The sequence below is a fragment of the Bacillus sp. D7-8 genome, from assembly GCF_052055895.1.
GTDB classification, from domain to species: domain Bacteria; phylum Bacillota; class Bacilli; order Bacillales; family Bacillaceae; genus Bacillus; species Bacillus velezensis.
Genome location: NZ_CP179922.1, coordinates 1,504,913 through 1,525,974, shown reverse-complemented (window position 1 = coordinate 1,525,974; position 21,062 = coordinate 1,504,913). Strand labels below are relative to the sequence as shown.

Annotated in this window: 17 protein-coding genes, 1 riboswitch and 1 other annotated feature; all 17 genes read right to left on the bottom strand. The window is 46.7% G+C overall.

Annotation, left to right across the window (positions count from 1 at the left end):
• Positions 1–142: 142 nt before the first annotated feature.
• A complete protein-coding gene (gene ileS, locus ACKTRM_RS07755; protein WP_012117512.1) occupies positions 143–2,908 on the bottom strand; it encodes an isoleucine--tRNA ligase in 2,766 nt (921 codons plus the stop codon).
• A gap of 52 nt (positions 2,909–2,960) precedes the next feature.
• Positions 2,961–3,189 (bottom strand) — a binding site (T-box leader).
• A 61-nt stretch (positions 3,190–3,250) separates the two neighbouring features.
• Positions 3,251–3,745 (bottom strand): septum site-determining protein DivIVA, encoded by a 495-nt coding sequence (divIVA, locus tag ACKTRM_RS07750; protein ID WP_003154406.1) that lies wholly within the window; start codon positions 3,743–3,745, stop codon positions 3,251–3,253.
• A 94-nt stretch (positions 3,746–3,839) separates the two neighbouring features.
• A complete protein-coding gene (locus tag ACKTRM_RS07745) occupies positions 3,840–4,610 on the bottom strand; it encodes an RNA-binding protein (protein WP_007409722.1) in 771 nt (256 codons plus the stop codon).
• A 61-nt stretch (positions 4,611–4,671) separates the two neighbouring features.
• A complete protein-coding gene (locus ACKTRM_RS07740) occupies positions 4,672–4,950 on the bottom strand; it encodes a YggT family protein (protein ID WP_003154408.1) in 279 nt (92 codons plus the stop codon).
• 6 nt (positions 4,951–4,956) lie between these two features.
• The gene (gene sepF, locus ACKTRM_RS07735; protein ID WP_007409719.1) at positions 4,957–5,415 is read right to left on the bottom strand and encodes a cell division protein SepF; all 459 of its coding nucleotides are present in this window, start codon (positions 5,413–5,415) and stop codon (positions 4,957–4,959) included.
• The gene (locus ACKTRM_RS07730) at positions 5,412–6,104 is read right to left on the bottom strand and encodes a YggS family pyridoxal phosphate-dependent enzyme (RefSeq protein ID WP_012117511.1); all 693 of its coding nucleotides are present in this window, start codon (positions 6,102–6,104) and stop codon (positions 5,412–5,414) included. Before ACKTRM_RS07730 ends, sepF begins: the two co-directional genes overlap by 4 nt.
• Before the next feature lie 4 nt (positions 6,105–6,108).
• Positions 6,109–6,945, bottom strand: a complete 837-nt coding sequence (pgeF, locus tag ACKTRM_RS07725) for a peptidoglycan editing factor PgeF (RefSeq protein WP_012117510.1) — start codon at positions 6,943–6,945, stop codon at positions 6,109–6,111.
• Between the two features lie 154 nt (positions 6,946–7,099).
• Positions 7,100–7,351: a YlmC/YmxH family sporulation protein gene (locus ACKTRM_RS07720; RefSeq protein ID WP_003154415.1), complete on the bottom strand. Its 252-nt coding sequence runs from the start codon at positions 7,349–7,351 to the stop codon at positions 7,100–7,102.
• Positions 7,352–7,411: 60 nt separating this feature from the next.
• A complete protein-coding gene (locus ACKTRM_RS07715) occupies positions 7,412–8,692 on the bottom strand; it encodes an acetylornithine deacetylase (protein ID WP_012117509.1) in 1,281 nt (426 codons plus the stop codon).
• 76 nt (positions 8,693–8,768) lie between these two features.
• Positions 8,769–8,874: riboswitch (TPP riboswitch) on the bottom strand.
• Between the two features lie 4 nt (positions 8,875–8,878).
• On the bottom strand, positions 8,879–9,676 hold the full coding sequence (locus tag ACKTRM_RS07710) for an ABC transporter ATP-binding protein (RefSeq protein WP_012117508.1): 798 nt from the start codon (positions 9,674–9,676) through the stop codon (positions 8,879–8,881).
• Positions 9,677–9,804: 128 nt separating this feature from the next.
• Positions 9,805–10,587 (bottom strand): RNA polymerase sporulation sigma factor SigG, encoded by a 783-nt coding sequence (gene sigG / locus ACKTRM_RS07705; protein WP_003154420.1) that lies wholly within the window; start codon positions 10,585–10,587, stop codon positions 9,805–9,807.
• Between the two features lie 140 nt (positions 10,588–10,727).
• Positions 10,728–11,447, bottom strand: coding sequence for an RNA polymerase sporulation sigma factor SigE (gene sigE, locus ACKTRM_RS07700; protein ID WP_007409714.1), 720 nt, complete (start codon positions 11,445–11,447; stop codon positions 10,728–10,730).
• A gap of 57 nt (positions 11,448–11,504) precedes the next feature.
• A complete protein-coding gene (gene spoIIGA / locus ACKTRM_RS07695) occupies positions 11,505–12,434 on the bottom strand; it encodes a sigma-E processing peptidase SpoIIGA (RefSeq protein ID WP_012117507.1) in 930 nt (309 codons plus the stop codon).
• A 215-nt stretch (positions 12,435–12,649) separates the two neighbouring features.
• Positions 12,650–16,945, bottom strand: coding sequence for a S8 family peptidase (locus tag ACKTRM_RS07690; protein WP_012117506.1), 4,296 nt, complete (start codon positions 16,943–16,945; stop codon positions 12,650–12,652).
• A 274-nt stretch (positions 16,946–17,219) separates the two neighbouring features.
• Positions 17,220–18,368, bottom strand: coding sequence for a cell division protein FtsZ (gene ftsZ, locus ACKTRM_RS07685; protein ID WP_003154424.1), 1,149 nt, complete (start codon positions 18,366–18,368; stop codon positions 17,220–17,222).
• A 35-nt stretch (positions 18,369–18,403) separates the two neighbouring features.
• Positions 18,404–19,717, bottom strand: coding sequence for a cell division protein FtsA (gene ftsA / locus ACKTRM_RS07680; protein WP_003154425.1), 1,314 nt, complete (start codon positions 19,715–19,717; stop codon positions 18,404–18,406).
• A gap of 549 nt (positions 19,718–20,266) precedes the next feature.
• Positions 20,267–21,055, bottom strand: coding sequence for a cell division protein FtsQ/DivIB (locus ACKTRM_RS07675; protein WP_012117505.1), 789 nt, complete (start codon positions 21,053–21,055; stop codon positions 20,267–20,269).
• Positions 21,056–21,062: the final 7 nt, after the last annotated feature.

Genomic DNA, 21,062 nt, shown 5'->3' with positions numbered 1-21,062 from the left:
ACTCCTGCTCTTGATGTTATAGCTTTATTGTTGCCCCCAGGGCGCCATTTGAAGCCCATAAGATTTTTCCTGTCGTTCTAATCGATGACATTAGTGGCATGTAAAAAAAGCGCCCGGCTGTCACCGGACGCTTTCTCATTCATTATTTTTGATAATATTTTTCAACGATTTCCGCATTGCGCAGTGATAATGTCGGATATTTCGGATTGGCTCCGACATCTTTAGAAATTACGCGGGAACGTTCACACATCTGGCCTTCCGCTTTTTCTACGGTCATTTTTCCTGTTGTGAAGCTTTGCGCGTTTTCCGGTGCTTCACTTTCGTCTTTTACTGTCAGTTCTGAGACGATAAACAGCTGCGCGATGTTTTCTTTAATGGATGACAAGAGGTCGCGGTTTTCTTTGTTCGGATACAAAGTCAGGCTCGCTTCCAATGATCTTCCGATAATTTTTTCGTTACGGGCTGTTTCCAAAGCTTTCAGCACGTCGTTTCGAAGCTCCATGAAGCGGTCGAACTTTTCTTCTGTCGCTTGACTGTCCGGAACAGCAATGGTTTCCGGCATATCTGTCAGCTGCACGCTCGCTTCTTCAACAAATGATAAGTGAGACCACATTTCATCCGCCGTGTGCGGGAGAATCGGCGCCGTCAGCTTCACTAACGCCAGCAGCGTTTCATAGAAGACCGTCTGCATGCTGCGGCGGTCCGGATGATCCGCATGCTCGATGTACACAACATCTTTTGCAAAATCAAGATAGAAGGAGCTGAGCTCGATCGTACAGAAATTGTGAATGCTGTGATAAACAACCGCAAATTCATATTCATCGTACGCTTTTTTCACCTTATCGATCAGCTTATTCAGCTTGATCAGCATATATTGATCCACTTCGCGGAGATCTTTTACATCCACGGCATTGACGCTTGGATTGAAATCGAACAGGTTGCCGTGAAGGAAGCGGAACGTGTTGCGGACTTTCCGGTATACTTCCGCGACCTGCTTCAGAATGGCGTCAGACACGCGAACGTCCGCCTGATAATCCACTGACGATACCCATAATCTTAAGATGTCGGCACCAAGCTGTTTCATGACTTTAGCCGGAACAACAACGTTACCGATTGATTTACTCATCTTGCGTCCTTCTCCATCCAGTGCGAACCCATGGCTGAGCACACCTTTATACGGCGCTTTTCCTGTTACGGCTACTGCTGTAGAAAGAGAAGAGTTAAACCAGCCGCGATATTGGTCAGATCCCTCTAGGTATAAATCAGCCGGGCGAACGAGGTCATCACGTTCTTCAAGCACTGCTTGATGTGAAGAGCCTGAATCAAACCAAACATCCATGATATCCTGTTCTTTTGTAAATGTGCCGTTCGGGCTGCCAGGATGCGTAAAGCCTTCCGGAAGAAGATCCTTTGCTTCTTTTTCAAACCAAATGTTTGATCCGTGCTGTCTGAACAATTCAGAAACATGTTCAATGGTTTCATCTGTAATAATCGGTTCTCCGTTTTCAGCGTAAAATACCGGAATCGGCACACCCCACGCACGCTGTCTGGAAATACACCAGTCTCCGCGGTCCCGAACCATGTTGTGCAAACGCTGCTCACCCCATTCAGGAACCCATTTGGTTTCTTTAATGGCATCCAGCAGGTCTGATCTGAAATCTTTAATAGACGCAAACCATTGCGCTGTCGCTCTGAAAATGGTTGGTTTTTTTGTTCTCCAATCATGCGGATAAGAGTGAGTAATGAATTCAAGCTTCACAAGTGCGCCTTTTTCATCGAGCTGCTGTGTGATCGCTTTGTTTGCATCATCATAGAACATGCCTTCAAACCCAGGAGCTTCGCTTGTCATTACACCTTTTTCATCGACCGGGCAAAGCACATCTAAACCGTATTTTTGGCCAATGATAAAGTCATCTTCCCCATGTCCTGGCGCTGTATGAACACAGCCTGTTCCGGCATCAGTTGTTACGTGTTCACCAAGCATAACGAGAGAGTCTCTGCCATATAGCGGGTGTTCAGCGATAATGTTCTCAAGGTCTTTTCCTTTGACCGTTCTTGTCACTTCATACTGATCAAATCCGCATGCTGATGCAACACTTTCGACTAAGGCACTTGCTACGACAAAGCGGTCTTCACCTACTGCAATCACGCTGTACTCAAGATCAGGGTGCACTGAGATTCCGAGGTTCGCCGGAATTGTCCAAGGCGTTGTTGTCCAAATGATGATGCGCTCGCCGTTTTCAAGAACGCCTTTTCCGTCTTTTACACCAAAAGCGACGTAAATAGATGCTGAACGTTTGTCTTGATATTCGATCTCGGCTTCAGCCAGAGCAGACTCACTTGAAGGTGACCAGTTAACCGGTTTAAGGCCTTTGTAAATGTAGCCTCGTTTTGCCATTTCACCAAATACGCGGATTTGCTGCGCTTCGTATTCCGGTTTTAATGTCACGTATGGGTTTTCCCAGTCACCGCGGACACCAAGACGTTTGAATTGCTCACGCTGTCCCTCGATTTGCTTCCAAGCGTACTCTTCACATAGTTTGCGGAATTCTGCTACTGACATTTCTTTCCGGTTTACTTTTTTGTTTTTCGTCAGCGCCGTTTCAATCGGCAGTCCGTGCGTATCCCAGCCCGGCACGTACGGTGCGTTGTAGCCGCTCATTGATTTATAGCGGACGATGAAGTCTTTCAGGATTTTGTTCAGGGCATGGCCCATGTGGATGTCTCCGTTTGCATAAGGAGGTCCGTCATGCAGCACGAATTTCGGGCGGTCTTTCGTCCGTTCTTGAACAAGACGGTAAATGTCCTGCTCCTCCCAGTCTTTTTGCATGTCCGGCTCACGATTCGGCAGATTTCCGCGCATCGGAAAATCTGTTTTCGGCATTAACAGCGTATCTTTGTAATCCATTTTCATTCCTCCACAACATTTTTCAGAAAATAAAAAAAAGCCCTCTCATCCCATAAGGGACGAGAAAGCTTATCTCGCGGTACCACCCTTTTAGAAAAAACGGATCATCCGTCTTTTCCTCTCGAACATCGTAACGTGATGGAACGTCCTTTCCTACTCTCGGTTCAGAAAGGAAACTAAAGGGCTGATCTGCATGATTCCGGCCATCCCGGGCTTTCACCTTCCCCGGGTCGCTTTATAGCCTGTTTTGAGTCATGCCGGTCCCTTTCAATCGTCTTTTCATCTGAATTTATGAACGTATTATATTCGAACGGGCCGGAGAATGTCAAGAAAATCAGAAAATTATTCTTTTTCCTCAAATACCGCGTCGACTTCGTATTCCAGCAGATGATCCCAATCATCGTTCTTCAACAGGTCGAGCTGCGCTTCAATCAGCATTTGGAAACGTGTTCTGAAGACTTTAGACTGTTTTTTCAGCTCTTCGATTTCCATTGCGATTTTTCTTGATTTGGAAAGCGACTCATTGATGATGCGATCAGCATTTTTTTCTGCTTCACGGACGATCAGCTTCGCTTCTTTCTGCGAGTTGCGCTTTACGTCTTCTGCGGCTTCCTGGGCTACGAGAATTGATTTATTCAGCGTTTCTTCGATATTGGCAAAGTGGCCGATTTTTTCGTCCAGCTCGTTCACTTTCGCCTCAAGCTCCGTTTTTTTACGGAGTGCGATTTCGTAATCTTTTCTGACCTGCATTAAAAATTCATTTACTTCATCTTCATCATATCCGCGAAAACCTTTTGTAAACGTTTTGTTATGGATATCATTCGGCGTTAATGGCATATTGCCACCTCCATTTTTACATTTCAGTACGGTTATCTAGTTCACATTATAAAACAAATACGGCACAGATGGAGAAAAAAACTGAAAAAACGACTCATTTTTGCCGTTCAAATGTAACTTTCCATTTGTCTTTTTTCGTTTTTCCGTCAACTTTTGCCAAACTGCATCGTCCGAAGCCGCGAATCGAGAGCATGTCCCCTTCAGCAACCTGATAAGACGGATCTTCAATGGCTTTCCAATTCACCTTAACGAGCCCGTTTTTCACAAGCGCCTGCGCTTTCTGCCGGGATTGCCTGCTCATTGAAGCGCAGACGGCGTCGAGACGCAATGAAGAAACCGTGTCATCCCTTATTTCGACATCTGAAGCGGGAATGTGAAGAGCGGAAAGCTCGATTTTCTCAAGCTTTACCGGCGCTTTGCCCGCCTTGGTCAGCTGAGTGCTGACAAAATCGGCGATTTCACCGGAGACGATCAGCTGCACGGCTTCCTCTGAGAAAATCAGATCGCCGTATTTCTGCCGCTTTAAGCCGATCCCCATTAATGATCCGAGAAGAGAGCGGTGGTCAATGCTGACGAATTTTTCAGCGTATTGAACGTCAAAAGCCCGAAGCTCAAAATCATCCTGTTCAGGTTCCATATATTCAGGGTATAAAATCGCGCGTTTGCGCTCAGCTCTGTCATATCCTCCGAAAAACGCAAGACCGCAGGCGTCGCCGATAACGGCTTTTACAATGACCTGTTCTCTGGGATCTAAGAAATCAGTCAGCTTCATCCGATACTGGTCCAGGACAATCTGTTTCCATTCAAGCGCCTGATCAATAAAAGGCCGCTCGTCTTGTCTGAAGTGCTGGTAAATATCGCTCATGTTCTTTCCTTTCTATGTAAAGAGGCTTGGCTGGTGCCAAGCCCGTATCAAACTGTCGCATTCAAGTATACATTGCGATCATGCGGTATAGGCCCCAAAGTCCCGTCGTGGCAAACCGAAGCACGATAATCGCTACAATCGGGGATATATCCAGCATGGCAATGGGCGGAATGATCCTTCTGAACGGCTCTAAATACGGTTCGCAAATCGCTGCGAGAAACCGTCCGACCGCCGTTTCTCTCGTACTCGGCACCCATGACATAAAGATATAGATGATCAGGGCAAACGAATAGATGTAAATTAAATAACTCAGAACGGAAAAAATTTGATAAAGAATCATCCTGCTTTACCACCTCTGATGTTCGTCTTCATTTATAAGCTCCGAAATCGTGCCGGAAACGTCGACATTATCAGGCGTGCACAGAAAAATATCTGAACCGATTCTCTGAATGTCGCCGCCGATGGCGTAGACGGTACCGCTTAAAAAGTCGACGATTCTTTTCGCCTGATCATGCTGGATGCGCTGCAGATTGACGACAACCGCCCGCCTGTTCTTTAAATGATCGGCGATTTCCTGCGCTTCCGCATATACACGCGGTTCACTCAACACCACTTTAGAGGATTTCTGAACACTTTGCAAGCTTACTACGTTCTGCTTGCCCTGCGGCTTCTGAGCGTAAGCAGGCTGTTTATCTTTCTGCTGTTCATGCTCTTCCGGATGATCCTGCTCCGTTTCAATGTATTCGTACTCGTACTCCTCCTCATCCATTGAGAAAAAGTTTTTCAGTTTATTTTTCATGCTCATTTGTTTACACCCCCCGGTTCATTTCCGACTAATGAAGAGCCGATTCTGATAAAAGTTGCGCCCTCTTCAACAGCGATTTCATAATCATTTGACATGCCCATTGACAATTCCCGGCACGGTGCGTTTGTCTGATTCAGTTTTTGCACCTGATCCCTCAGATCACGCAATTGCCGGAAGCAGGCTCTGATCGTTTCTGTATCGTCTGTCAGGGGAGCCATCGTCATCAGGCCCTCTACAGAAATGTTTCTAAACTCAGAAAGCTCTCTGATAAAGGGGATGACCTCCTCTGTTTTCAAACCGTGCTTAGACGGCTCAAGCGAAGTATTCACCTGCACAAAACAGCGAACCGCATGCTGCGCCCGTTTTTCAATCTCTTTTGCCAATGACAGTCTGTCTAAGGAATGAATATAAGATACACGGTCAACGACGGCCTTCACCTTTCTGGACTGAAGACTGCCGATAAAGTGCCACTCCGGGCTGCCTTTGATGACTTCCTGCTTATGGATAAGCTCGGCATCCCGGTTTTCTCCCAGACTTGTAATACCGGCATCAACGGCCTCTTGAGCCCTTTCGGCTGATACGTATTTTGTAACCGCGATGACGGTAACATCTTCGGGGCTTCGGCCCGATCTGTTACATGCTTCGTTTATTCTTTCGTTTATATGTCGTAATTGATCAGCAACACGCAAGATCTTACGCCTCCTTCAATCCGATAAAGGACATCATGCGTCCCGTTTTCCCTTTGTCGCGGCGGTGTGAAAAGAATAGTTCACGCTCTCGTTCAGTGCATAAACCGCTGACTGAAATGTTTTCTTCCGGAATGCCGCAATGTATCAGAAGAAGACGGTTGACCTCTTTTAAATCAAGCTGGTACTGGCCTTTTTCCGTTTCGCATATGGCGGATTCAGCCGTAAAAGGCAGCGCCCGCACTTCATTGATGACGCGATCGTCGACTTTATAGCTTCCCGCGCTGATGGACGGACCGATGACAGCCTGAATATCTGTTAAACGGGAGCCTTCTTCGTTTACCCAGCGTTCCGTCATGATGCGTCCGATTTGTTTGACCGTCCCCTTCCATCCGGCATGGGCAGCGCCGATAATGGATTTCACCGGGTCATAAAAATACAAGGGCACACAGTCCGCAAAACAAAGGGCCAAAAAAAGATTCGCATCTTTCGTGTAGAGCCCGTCCGTCCCGCGGAATGCGGAAGAATAGTCTCTCGCTCCTTTTCCTTTATCCCCGGCTGTCACGCGCCGGACGCGGTTTTCATGTGTCTGGTCGGCGAACACCCAGGAATCCAGATCAGTACCGCATAAGGACGCTATGACTTCACGGTTTGTCACAACATCATGAGCTTCGTCCCGGACGTGCAATCCGGTATTTAATGACTCATACGGAGGATTGCTGACCCCGCCGTTTTTCGTTGTGAATCCGGCGATGACCTTTGTGTTAAGCTGATTCACACAGTTCCAGTCTTCTATCATGAGTGCCGAGGGGGTGGTAAGACTAAACGGGTGATATGTATTCATGGAGATCCAACCTTTCGACAAACATTAAAAAAGCGTAATTTCCCACTCATTTTAACACAATTTTAAGCATACGTTTAGCGGCTGATTGAAAAATGAGATAAATAAATGTGCCGGAAACATTGAGATTTCCGGCTTTTTACAAGTAAAGGGAGGATTACGCTCCCCCCTTTGGTTCGTTTACACGCACTAAGATGACATCTTCCCCAATTTTAACTATATTTCGCCAAGGAATGATCATTTCCTCTTCTTTTCCGAAAAAACCGAGAACTTTTCCGCTGCCGCCTAAAATAATCGCCTGAATTTTTCCCGTTGTCACGTTAATATCAATATCACCGATGCTTCCGAGTTTTTTTCCGTTCGACACGTTTACCACATCTTTTATTTGAAATTCAGATATGCTGATCATCCGTATCACGCCCTTTGCCCGTTCTTTTTCCTAGTATATGAACGGCCTGGCTGAACCTTGTCACATCGGGCAATCTTTTTTGCGGCTGCACCAGCCGAGGATAAATCTCAGCATGATTTTCGTATAGTCCATAAGCTCATCAACAGACACTTCCTCGTTTACGGAGTGGGCGTTTTTTAAATCGCCGGGACCGTATATGACGCTCGGAATCCCGGCATGATAAAGCCACCCTCCGTCAGTTACGGTTTGGGAAACATCAATGACGGGCTCCTGTTTTTTGACGGCTGAGTGTGATGCAGCCAAGACAGAAACTGCCGGATGATCCGGGTCGATTTCCAGCGCCGGGAACACCTCTCCTCTGTCTTCAATCATCGAAGATCCTCCCCATTTGAACACCGGCCTGTTTTCTTTGAGCCACAGATCACTGTCAGCGACACGATTAATATAGTCTTCGATTTCTGCGGCTGCTTGTTCGTGCGTTTCGTTCGGATAAAAGTGGACGGTGATCCATAACCGGCATTCATCGGCGACAAACGCTGCGTGTCTTCCGCCTTCAATGACGGCAGGGTTGATCGTATTGGTGCCGGGCGCAAAACCGGGATAGCTTTTCGTTACCGCCCAGTGGCGCTCCAGCTCTCCCAAGGCAGTGATGATTTTCGCCATTTTTTCGATGGCGCTCGCTCCGAATGTGCCTCCGCCCGCATGAATCATATTGCGCCTCATGCCGTCATGAAATGTTTGTTTGCTTTTCAATTCTATCCAGCCGGTGATGACTCCGCCCTGCCCTTGAATATGCAGGCTGCTCGTATCCGCGACAACGGCAAAATCCGCGTGATAGCCGCGTTTGCAGCATTCCAGCGTCCCCGCCTCACCGACTTCTTCTCCGATTACAGACTGTACAATGAGGTCGCCCGGAAGCTCAATGCCGGCATCATGGATCAGCTTCAGAGAGAAAAGAACACACGCCAACCCCCCTTTCATATCAGCGGCGCCCCTTCCGATCAGCATGCCGTCTTTTACGATCGGCTGAAACGGGTCAGAGTGCCAGTCTTCGCCCCCGGCTTCTGCCACATCAATGTGTCCGTTTAAAATCAGGCTTTGATGCCTGCTTGAATCTGTCCCTTTTAAAACACCGACTACATTCGGATCTTCCGGATACACATCCCACATATCGACCGAGCAGCCCGTTTCTTTTAAAAAGCCGGCCACCCACTTTTGGGCTTCTGCCGTATTTCTTGCTGGCGGGGCCGGAGTGGGAAAAGCTATCAGTCTTTCAGCAATATGTATGAAGTCGTGCCGCCGTTTCTCCGCCTGGTGTAACAGCATATCAATCTGATGCATTGGAAATCTCCCCTTTGGCTGTATCAAAAAACCCGTTTCATTCATGAAATGAAACGGGTAAAAAACGGATCTTCCTCCGCTTTTTTCACCGCTTCCCTCCGCCGGCATGATCCGGATCAGGTCCGTTAAGGGTTGAGACAAACGTCTCTCTCAGCCGCATGGCAGCACCCCCAGGGTGAATTTATGTTATTTTACGTATGATGCCTCTTTTGCACGTGTTAAAAACGGGCGGCCATTGTTCCATAAGACATTGACAGGCATATCGAAAAACGCTGTAAGCCGCTCGTCAGAAAGCATGTCCCTGATTTTCCCGGAGGCGTACACCTCGCCCTGTTTTAAAAGCAGCGCCTGATCAAATACCGGCAGAATTTCTTCAGCGTGATGGGTGACATAAAGGATGGATGGTGCATTTTCTTTTTCGGCGATCGACGTAATCGTGTCCAGCAGCTGCTCCCTTGCCATAAAATCAAGACCCGTCACGGGTTCGTCCAAAATCAGCAGTTCCGGATCAGCCATAAGCGCCCGCGCAATCAGCGCTCTTTGTCTTTCCCCTTGTGATAATGTTTCATACCGTCTGTCGGCGTAACCGATGGCGCCCAAATCCTTCAGAAGACCGATCGCTTTTTCCCTTACCTGCTCACTCGGAGTTTCGTACAGCCCGATTGAGGCGTACGCGCCGCTGAGGGCGATTTCAAAAGCGGAGTCCGCGGCATATAATTTGTGCTGAAGACCTGCCGAAACAAGGCCGATTTTCCTTCTGAGCCTGTCACCGAGCTCTGTTTTGCCGAATTGATGGCCGAGCACCTGCATCTCTCCTGAAGTGGGGAAGTAATAAGAGCATAACATATTCAGCAAAGCCGTTTTTCCGGCTCCGTTTAATCCGTACAGCACCCAATTTTCGTTTTTCTCGACGCGCCAGTTAATATCTTTCAAAATCCATTTCCCGTTTCTTTTTAATGACACACTGTCCAGCTGTAAAATCATTGAAGTTTCCCCCGTTTACTTTGTTTAAATTTTCTAAAAACTTTTACACATTAGAATACATCACTTTTTTGCAAACGTAAACCATCGCATGAAAAAAGCCTTTAAACAAGGTTTAAAGGCTTTTTCCGTTATTGATGGATATTCTTATTCATTTGTTTAATGGCTGCTTTTTCAAGCCTTGAGACCTGAGCTTGGGATATGCCGATTTCTTCAGCGACTTCCATTTGGGTCTTCCCTTGGAAAAAGCGCTTTCGCAAAATCATTTTTTCCCGTTCGTTCAGTCTTCTCATGCCTTCTTTCAGAGCGAGCTCCTCAATCCATTGTGTATCCTTATTGCGCTCATCGCTGATCTGGTCCATCACGTAAATCGGATCGCCGCCGTCATTATAAATCGGCTCAAACAGTGAAACCGGATCCTGGATGGCGTCAAGGGCAAACACAATTTCTTCATGGGGCACTTCAAGAACTTTGGCGATTTCCTCTGCTGTCGGCTCCCTGCTTGTCTCACTGATTAACCGCTCTCTTACTTGAAGCGCTTTATATGCGATATCGCGAAGCGACCTCGAGACGCGGATCGGATTGTTATCCCGCAAATATCTGCGGATTTCTCCGATGATCATCGGTACAGCGTATGTTGAAAACTTAACATTATGGCTTAGGTCAAAATTATCAATGGATTTCATTAGTCCGATGCAGCCGACCTGAAATAAGTCATCAACATACTCTCCTCTGTTGTTAAACCTCTGAATGACGCTTAAGACAAGGCGCAGATTGCCGTTTACAAGCTTTTCCCTCGCTGAATCATCGCCCTCATCCTGTAATTGCCTAAACAGCTTTCTCATCTCTTCATTCTTGAGCACCGGTAATTTGGAGGTATCCACCCCGCAAATTTCGACTTTATTTCTTGACACGTTTTTCCCTCCCACTAGGAGCTGCTGTACAACGTTAAGTATCTCCTCGGGTGGGAAAAATATGCACCGCCATTTTACAGAAATAAACATCCGGCTGCGGCAATCCTTGCAGCAGTAAGGGCTGTCAGATGGAAAAAATTTTACACCATTTTGTTAAACTCTTTTCTCAGTCTTTTGATAATCCGCTTTTCGAGCCGGGAGATATAAGATTGTGAAATCCCCATCATGTCGGCTACATCTTTTTGTGTTTTTTCTTCTTCTCCGACAAGCCCGAAACGCAGTTCCATAATCTGCTTTTCTCTTTCGTTTAATTGCTCAAGCGCTTTTTTCAAAAGTTTTTTATCCACATTGGCTTCAATGTCTTTTGTAATAATATCATCATCTGTGCCGAGCACATCCGAAAGCAGCAGTTCGTTTCCGTCCCAATCAATATTCAGCGGTTCATCAAAGGATACCTCTGAACGGATTTTATTGTTTCGGCGCAAGTACATTAAAATTTCGTTTTCGATACATCGCGACGCGTAGGTGGCGAGTTTGATTTTCTTTTCCGGATTAAACGTGTTTACCGCTTTGATCAAACCAATGGTGCCGATGCTGATTAAGTCCTCGATGTTGATGCCGGTATTTTCGAATTTGCGGGCAATGTAAACGACAAGACGTAAGTTTCTCTCAATCAGGATGGCCCGCGCCGCCTGATCCCCGCTCGGTAGCTTTAATAAGAGCACCTGCTCCTCTTCTTTAGACAAAGGCGGCGGCAGCGCCTCGCTTCCTCCTATGTAATACACTTCATCGCTTTTCAGTCCGAGTTTCATCAGCCATTTATACCACAAATATGTCAGACGCAGCTTAAGTTTTTTCATCTTCCTCCCCCTTCTAAATACAACGCGTTTTGAGTATGATGAATAACAGACTTTTCGTCAGGAAACATGTTTTACAGCCTTCCCTGTCAGCATCTTCGGATGAACGATTCCGTCAAATTCACCGTCCGCGGATAATGGTTTCGTGCTGATGCCGATCAGGCATTTTTCACAAGCGATCATTTCGTCTTTTGTTAAAATCGTGACGTAATCCGGCTTTAAACAGAGTAAAAATTGATTGTCCTGGCCGACGCCCCTGTATGGAATCAGCCTCAGCTTATCCGCATGGCGGAACGAATCATCAAGCTGCTCTATCACTTCAAGCGGACTGGCGGATTTGATGAGGTCCGTTTCCTTTTCGCTGAGAATCGGAGCGAATTTGTCAATGCAAAGGATCATGACCGGCGTTTTCGTCAGCGGATCATACAGCTGATTCCCGGAATCCACCAATCCTTTCGCGCGGATTGTCTGTCCGCTGAATTCCGCCTGCACCATGACAAGTTCATCGTACTGAATGGACTTCGTCTCGATGTCTTCAATTCTCTTTTTCGAAAAAAACCATATGGCCGGAAATCCGATAACTACAAACATCCAGCTGATCGGGTCGCCGAATCCGGTCTGGCTTGTGACCATTACGCCTTGCTGCACAATTGATTCTGTCTGCAGCAGGGAATGTACGCCGATCATTCCCCCGCCGACGAGAAAAGTCGCGAAATAAAAGGCGAACAAATTTTGAAAAAAGTATCGGAACCGTTTAAAGCCAAAAGCCGCAAGCACGATGACTACTGAAAACGCCATTTTTCCCGCCGGATGCTCCACAAAGGGAGAAACAGGCGTAAACATCAGAAGCACAATGGCTGACCCGATGAAACCGCCGGCGGCCACTCTTCTTTTTTTCACCTGGCGTTTTAAAATAAAGGCGGTCAATAAAAGCAAAAGAGAATCAAAACAAAAGTTCAACAGCCAAATGACATCCAGATAGATTTTCACATCTGACCCCTTTCCTCTTTTGTCTTACTTATCTGTTTCTCTCTCTTGTTTCATAAGTATAAAGCAAGCTCTGTGGGAAAGTCTGTCAATTAATGTTGAGGGTAAAGTACAATTTTTAAGGGATAACCGTTTTATTTGTCGAGGGCCGAAAAGGTTGCTTTCCTATTGTCCGCTTCAACTAAAAAAGCGCTGCCGTGATCTGGCAGCGCTCTGTTTTACTCATTGATATAAAGTTTTCCTTTAGCCGTCTGTCTCGTTTCATTTCCGTAGTCATCTCTAGCGATAACGTCAATTTTTGCTCCGCTTGCTTTGATGGAAGAAGTCGCCGTCCAGTAACCCTCATATCGTCCCGGAGAAATTTCTCTCAGCGGAAGCTCTGTTGCGTTTTGGCTCCCTGCCCGGGCGTTTGTCAGAGGCAGACGGATAACGAAGGAAGCGTCTAATTTCTTTCCGCTTGAAAAAGCGATTTTCACTGATTCTCCGGCTTTTAATTCCTTATCCGCTCCGGGAACCAATCCGGAAATGACGGGAGCATTGTAATTGACATCGATTACCGTCTTTTTCGTTGTTTTGTTACCCGCTTCATCTGAGGCCGTGACCTTGATCTCATTGCTGCCGTTTTCCAGAAGGGTTCTCGCTTGATAAGAACCGTTATTTACTTCAGCTTTTTTTCCGTTCACCTTTACCCATTTTAAATGGGTGTCGTGCACTTTTCCTTTTACGGTCACTGCTTCTTTATTTGTTTTATCACCGTTTGCCGGACTGTCAATCGTCACATCCGGCTTATCCTCATCCAGTATGACCGTGACAGGGCGTGACTCATCGGTTGACCCGCTGTCTGTCACAGATGCCGCCGTCAGCCGATTGGCATCTTCAGTGAGTGTGACGCCGGCCTGGAAATTGCCGTCTGCATCTGCTTTCGTTTCTGCGGCGGTTTTACCGTTATTGGTAAGACGGACAGCGGTTTTTGGTGAAGCTGTTCCTTTCACCGTGATTGACTTCTTGTTTGTAAATGACCGGTCTTCAGGCGACGTTATTTCTGGCACAGAAGCTTCGTAGTCGACCAAAGCCCTGATCATAAAGTTTCCGTCTGATTTATCGGCTTTTGACCAGCGGCCGTCAAGGTATTGCCAGTTTCTGTTCGAGTACGGACTGCCGTCATCAGATGACAGGGCAGGTGTATAAGGATCGGGTTTCGTCTGGCGGAACACAAGATAAAAATCCTTTCCGACCGCGATTCCTTTTGAGCTGAGATCCACTTTGGTCCATTCGCCGTTTCGAAGCGCTTCAGCTTGGAACGGGCCGGCAATTTTGCTGCCCGGAGCTCCATCAGGGCCGGATGCATCATATACTTCTGCTTGAAATTCGGTACCGCCCGGATCAGGCCAGTCGGCGCCCCAAAATTTAAAAAGGCCTCCCGTCAGCATACCGTGTTCTTTTCCGTCTTTGAGCGTCATCTTAACGGCAGATTTGCTGCCGGCTTTAAAATATGACAGCGCGGCTTCTTCCGTTCCGTTATCATAGGCAATTTCCCCTTCATAACCGATATACGGCTTAAGCTTGACGTTTTTTTCAGCATCTCCTTTGATGTCAACGGAAAATTCGCTATTGTAAAAGCCTTTTGCCGCTACTTTGATTGTGTAGGAGCCTTCGTACGCCTTAAGCGAATATTCCCCTTTATCGTTTGTCACCGCCGGTTCAATTGCGGCATCCTCAGCCACATAAAGCGCAGCCCCTTTTACCGGTTCGCCTGTTGACTGATTGGTGATGGTTCCTTTTAGCGTGCCGGACGGCATTTGCTCCAGTGTAAAGTCTGCCTGTGCGGTTTTGTCTGATTGAATAGAAACTTGTTTCGAAGCGGACTTAAATCCGTAAGCCTCGGCTTTCAGCGTATAGCTTCCCGCCTTATGCGACAGGCTGTAGCTTCCGCTTGCAGGGTCGGAATATACGGATTTCCCCGTCTCGGCGACACTGATTTGCGCTCTGAGAGGCAGGAGGTTTGTTTCACGTTTTACTCTTTTTCCGGGTGATTTCACTGCCGGTTTGGCCTGTTTCGGACTGACTGCTTTTTTCTTCAGGTGGCCGGGAGGTGTTTGTCTATTGTGTTTACTTTTTTTAGCCGCCTTGCCGAGAGGGCTGCTTGAAAGCCGGACATCATCGATATACCATCCGTCTTCATTGAGTACTTCGTCTGACTGCATATTAAACATGAGCTTTATGTTTTGGCCTTTATACGCAGATAAATCTGCCTCTTCATCGTTCCATCCTGTGGAGTCACCATTGTAAACGGCCGCCTGCTCCCAATGTGATTTTCCTTCCGGAAGAACGAACACATACCCGTAATCAAAAAATTCTTCGAGCTTGTGCCAGCTTTTAAATTGCAAAAACAGCCGTCCTGTTTCCGGAACTTGAATCGGAGGCATCACCAAATTCATGTTGGCTGAATCGGCATAAGGGCCGGACAGATTCGTCGCATACACTTTATCTCCGGAAAATGCGGTGCCGGGCCCTGAACCCGGGATACCCCATTCCCATTGGTCATGTGTCCCGTAACTGGACCAGCCCGCCGGCTGTGATTCAAAATCCTCTTTGTATCCCGCCGTAATGCTCGGTTTCACGTCAGCCCGGTACGTATCAGATTCTACAGAATGACCTCCGAAATCTTTTATGGTCCATTTATAACTTACCTTGCTTCCCGTTACATCCGGAATCTCCGCCTGGTATGTTCCCTTTTTTTCATCACCGCTTTTTTGAACGGCGGCTGTCGTTTTCCACTCTCCTTCATCAAACTGATAGGAAAGGATGACTTCAGTTACGCTTACATCGTCTTCTGCTGTAACCGTTAACGGAAGGTTTGCTCCTTTGTAAGCCGCTGAGACCGGTTCATGGTGAAAGCTGGGCGGATTGTGATCTTCGCCCGCAGAAGAGACCTTGCCTTCTACGCCTCCGATTCCGTCCGTTACGGCAGAAACGGCATCAAAAGCGTTAACGAGACCGTGGCCGTAACCGTTATTCGGTGATTCCGGAAAAACGGAATCTGTCAGCTTTTCCGCGGTGCGCGTCAAAACGTCTTCCATTTCATCGACCGTAATAGAGGCGTTCGCCTGCCTTAACAAAGCCGCCGTCGCCGCCACATGCGGCCCGGCCATTGAAGTTCCGTCCCAGCCGCCTTCGTATGTTCCTCCAGGAATCGAAGAACGGATATTCACTCCCGGAGCCGAAATGTCCGGTTTTGTTTCATGATACGGTGAGGGGCCTTGAAGTGAGAAATCAGCGAGTTTCTTGTCGATGTCAGTCGCACCTGTCGCAAATGCTTCAGGATAATTGGCCGGATTTGCGATTGAACCCGGTCCTCCCGGTGTAAATAAGTCTTCATTTCCCGCAGAGAATTCCGGAAAAATCCCTGCCGCTCTCCACGCATTCACCATATCGCGGTACCACTCGTCCATTCCCGAACCGCCTGCCCAGGAATTATTGACAACATCCGGCGCCATCTCGGGATGCGGCGTGCCGTTTTTATCTTTAGGCGCGAGCACCCACTCACCGGCATCCAAAATATCGGCATCGGTTCCTCCGTCATCTGAAAATGCTTTTACTGCGATCCATTTCGCCCCCGGAGCCACACCGATTTGATTTGAGCCGTCAGGTTCTGAACCCGTCATGGTCCCTGTTACATGAGTGCCGTGTTCAAGATCATCGTAGGGAGCGTCTTTATGGGACACGGCATCATACCAGTTCATTTCATGATTCGGCGCTGCGGGATTTTCAGGATCGTAACCCCGGTATTTTTCTTTAAGCGCCGGATGATCCCACTGAACTCCCGTATCAATGGAGGCGACAACCGTGCCGGTTCCGTCGTATCCTGAGGCCCAGGCCTGCGGCGCATCAATTTGGCTGATATTCCATTCGATGCCTTCCTTTGCTTTGATCTCTTTTTGTTTTTTCTTCATTTGAAAAGGAGCTTTTGATTGTCGTTGAGTAAGCTGACGTTTTTCATTCGGAAGAACTTTTTCTACTTCAGGAAATGAGGCGGCTTTTTCCATTACCTCTTTCGAAGCAGTGACTGCCATTCCGTTAACAATATAATAGGAATGGATGTGATCAGCCTTGCCTTTCTTTTTTTGTTTTTCCAAATATGTTTTCAGATTCTGCTGCGCATCATGAGCCGCCAGTTTTAAAGAAGAAACGACGGCTGACCGCTTTTGATATTCGGTTTTTGCTGCGGAAAGCGATTGAGACTTGGCGTTTTTTTCTGCTTCTTTGACCGCTTTTTTCGTATTGGCTTTCTCTTTAAATTTGATAAGAAACGTGACTTTATCATTTTTTTCAAAACGCTTCTTGACTGAATCGGAAATCTTATGCTGAATGCTCTTAGAGGAAGAAAGATCTTTGGTGAAAGAAACTGCCCCCGGTGTGCTGTTCGCTCCGGCTGCACCCGGAAACAACAGGGAACTGACGACAATCGCGCTTAAAACGGAGCCTTTCCATCTGTTTCTTGTTTTTTTCTTCAATCGTATCCCCCCTTATTTGGTAACGCCCTATAAAATGTGTATCCCTCCTTCATAATTGGAATCGTTTGTCATTTCGATGCTGTACGTTAAATGTAGACAATCTTCCATCCAGATATTGTCGCATTCTGTAGAAAGCCGTATGAAACTAAAAAACAATCAAATCGTCATAGGTATAAAGTTTCTTTTTTTCACTGTATAGATCATGGGGATAGGAAGGAAGACTGTACACAAAAAAGAAAAAGGACAAAACCATGTGGTCTTGTCCTTTTTTACATCAGCCGCGTTTGTTGCGGTTTCTTAAAAATGTAGGAATGTCGAGGGCATCATCCGCCGGCTGTGATGTATGGCGGTTCACCGTGTTTTGATGCTGTGTTTCTTCTCGTTTCGGCTCACGTTTCGCAGCGTTTTGGCTTTGAGACTTCAATCCTTGGTTTAAAGTCGGTCGCTGCGGTTTTGAGTCATCTTTTTCCTGTTCGATAAAACCGGTCGCAATAACGGTGACGACGATTTCATCTTTCAGATTTTCATTGATAACTGAACCGAAAATCATGTTGACATCTGGGTCAGATGCAGAAGCGACGATGTCGGCTGCTTCCTGCACTTCGTAGAGGCTCAGGTTTGTACCTCCCGTAATGTTCATCAAAACACCTTGCGCTCCGTCGATTGCCGCTTCCAGTAACGGACTGGAGATCGCCTTTTTGGCGGCTTCAGCAGCACGGCTTTCGCCCGTAGCGATCCCGATACCCATCAATGCTGAACCTTTGTTGGACATGATGGTTTTGACATCGGCAAAGTCCAAGTTGATTAAACCAGGCGTCGCGATGAGGTCAGAGATACCTTGCACCCCTTGGCGAAGCACGTTATCAGCTTCACGGAATGCTTCAAGCATCGGTGTGTTTTTATCGACAATTTCAAGAATGCGGTCATTCGGAATAACGATCAGTGTGTCAACGGCTTCTTTCATTGCCGTGATACCGCCTGCAGCCTGCAGCTGACGTTTTCTTCCTTCAAATGTAAACGGTCTTGTTACGACACCGACAGTCAAAGCGCCTAAGTCCTTTGCGATTTGCGCGATAACCGGTGCGGCTCCCGTTCCGGTACCGCCTCCCATTCCGGCTGTAACGAACACCATGTCAGCGCCTTTTAGCGCTTCTTCGATTTGTTCCTTACTTTCTTCAGCGGCTTTTTTGCCGACTTCCGGATTCGCTCCCGCTCCGAGACCGCGGGTCAGCTTTTCCCCGATCTGCATTTTCACTTCCGCTTTTGACAGGTTAAGAGCTTGCGCGTCCGTGTTTACCGCAATGTACTCTACACCCTGCACTTCATTTTCAATCATTCGGTTGACCGCGTTATTACCGCCGCCTCCTACTCCGATTACTTTAATTGATGCTAAGCCGTCTATGTTTGTTTCGAAATCCAACATGCTAAATCCTCCTAATCTGCCGAATGACTATCAATCTATTCCCAAAACATGCTTAATAGTTTTTTCATTTTGCTCGGTTTGTTGTGTTCGGCTTGTGTTTTTTGTTTTGCTTTTGGACGCTGCTGCGCCTCTGGCCGCTGATGATGTTCTTCTTCGTGAGAGACCGCGATTTCCTGCACGGCTTCTTCCGGCATATGAAAGCCTATTTTTCTTCCCTGAATTCTGGCATTTCGGCAGGCAAATTGTATCAAGCCGACACCCGTCATATACTGAGGGTCTCTTACACCGATATAATTCGGGCTTGCGACCCTTACATTGTGCCTCAGCACTTCCTGTGCCAATGAAAGCACTCCGGGCATTGCGGCCTGTCCGCCGGTCAGCACAAAGCCGCCGGGCAGATCTGTAATTCCCATATGCTCAATTTCGGCTGCGGCAATCTCAAGAATCTCTTCCACTCTTGCTTCAATAATATTGGCAATTTCCTGCTGTGTAAAAGATTGCTTTTGATTCGTTCCTATGACGGTGACTTCAAATACTTCATCTTCTGAAGCCTCATCGTAGAATGCATGTCCGAATTGTTTTTTTACTCTTTCAGCCTCTTCGGTGGAAGTGCGCAACCCGATCGATACATCTTTCGTGATGTTTTCGCCTCCGAGCGGAATGACGGCTGTCTCCTTCAGGTGCCCCTGTTCAAATACCGCCACCGTCGTCGAGCCGCCGCCGATATCAATCATGGCGACTCCGAGGTTTTTTTCGTCTTTTGACAAAGCCGCCGAACCGGCCGCAAGCGGCTGCAGGCAAATATCAGTAATTTCAACGCCCGCTCTCTCCACACAGCGAAGTAAATTATGTAAGATCGTTTTGGAGCCGGTAATCAGCGTGCCTTCTACTTCCAGGCGCACGCCGAGCATTTTTTTCGGATCGGTAATTTCGTCTCTTCCGTCAACGATAAACTGTTTCGGAACGACGTCTACGATCAGCTGCTCATGCGGAACTGACACGACCTGTGCCGCTTCCATTACCCTGCGGACGTCTTCAACGTGAATTTCTTTGTTTTCACTGGAAACAGCGACAACGCCGTTCGTATCTTGAATATGAATATAATTTCCATTAACGCCGACAATGGCTTTTTTCAGCGGAAAACCTACCATTCTTTCAGCTTGGTCAAACGCTTTTCTTATAGAATGAACGGTTTCATCTATATCAACGATTGAGCCTTTTTTCAACCCTTCAGACGGTACATTTCCCACTCCGATAATGTTAAGGGAATCATCTGTCATTTCTCCGACGATCACTTTTGTATTGGACGTACCGATGTCAAGACTGACGTAAAGTTCATTGTTGTTCATTCTATGGCACCTCCTCACATTTCGATCAAATTCTATTCTATTATTTGCGGAACAACAATACAATGAATGTGGCTTTACAAGTGTGTAACAAAAACAACAGCATCAACAAATTCTTATCTGATTTCTCACAATTTATGTTTAATGAAACTATTCGTTATATTCTATGTATATCCTCTTTTATATCGTATTTTTTTTATTTTTTTTAGAGACGGCCCACCTTACCGTAAGATTTCCTTTCACGGTGCCATACTGTGCAATCCAGATGCAAATATACCCGCTTTCCCTTAGTCTACACTAAGATGAACCTCCAGAAAAGCTATAGATATTGCCAGAAACATCCGAAAAAAGAAGAAACAGGAGGAAAATTCCAAATGCAATGCTCATTGCAGAAGACACGCCCATTGCATTGAGAATTTTCCGCTTGTCCGGCAGCCATATCCCGGGCAAAAACAAACATAGTCATAATGATTCCGCTATCGGTTATATCGGCTGCCCCGCTGATTGTAATAGATTCTTTTGAATCACCTTGAAATTAGTTCTTTAGGACTATTAATCATTTTCTTTTTTCTTGCTGGATTTACCTTTGTTAAATTCTTCAAAATACGTAGCGACTTCTAAGTGGATAATCCCCTTTTTCCCGCCGTCCAGCTGGGAAACGATAGATGGATAGGTCTTCATCCGGCCGGCAAACGTTTTAATAGAAGCGGTAACTACATACCCGTCGTTCATATACAGCTTGATCCGGTCCTGATCCATTTTTACCGGTGTATAATAGATTTCAGAAATCGATTGCTTAAGCGAACCGGAAAGCTTATCAAGCTGCTCCGCCATTTTGACCCGCTTTTTCGCGTTTGTCCAGTCAACCAAAATCGGGCCCGCGTCATCCGGCGTGACTTCGTTCGGCAGCACAGTGCCGTTTTCGAGCACTTCATAATATACATCATGCCGCTGCAGATACGCGATCGTCTTGTATTCTTCAATGTGAATGCTGACTTTGTTAGGAAATACTTTTGAAAGTTCCGCCTTTTTCACCAGCTTATTCTGCTCAATCTTTTCTTCTGTTTGTTTCTTGTTCAGACTCCAGAACTCGGTTTGTCCGTTATGTATATCAGAAAGCGCGTTGATCTCTTTTACAGACACGTTTTCGTTTCCGGAAACGGTGACAGAAGACACTTTGCTGATCGGCATCTGCAAGTACACGATGATCAGCACCATCATAAAAAAGAGCACAATGAATGAAATCAGCCGGCGGTTTGCTTTTTGCTTCCGCTGCTCTTTGATTTTCGGAATCCGCTCTTCAATATTTACAATTTTTTCTCTTTCATGATTCGGGTTCACTGCCTGT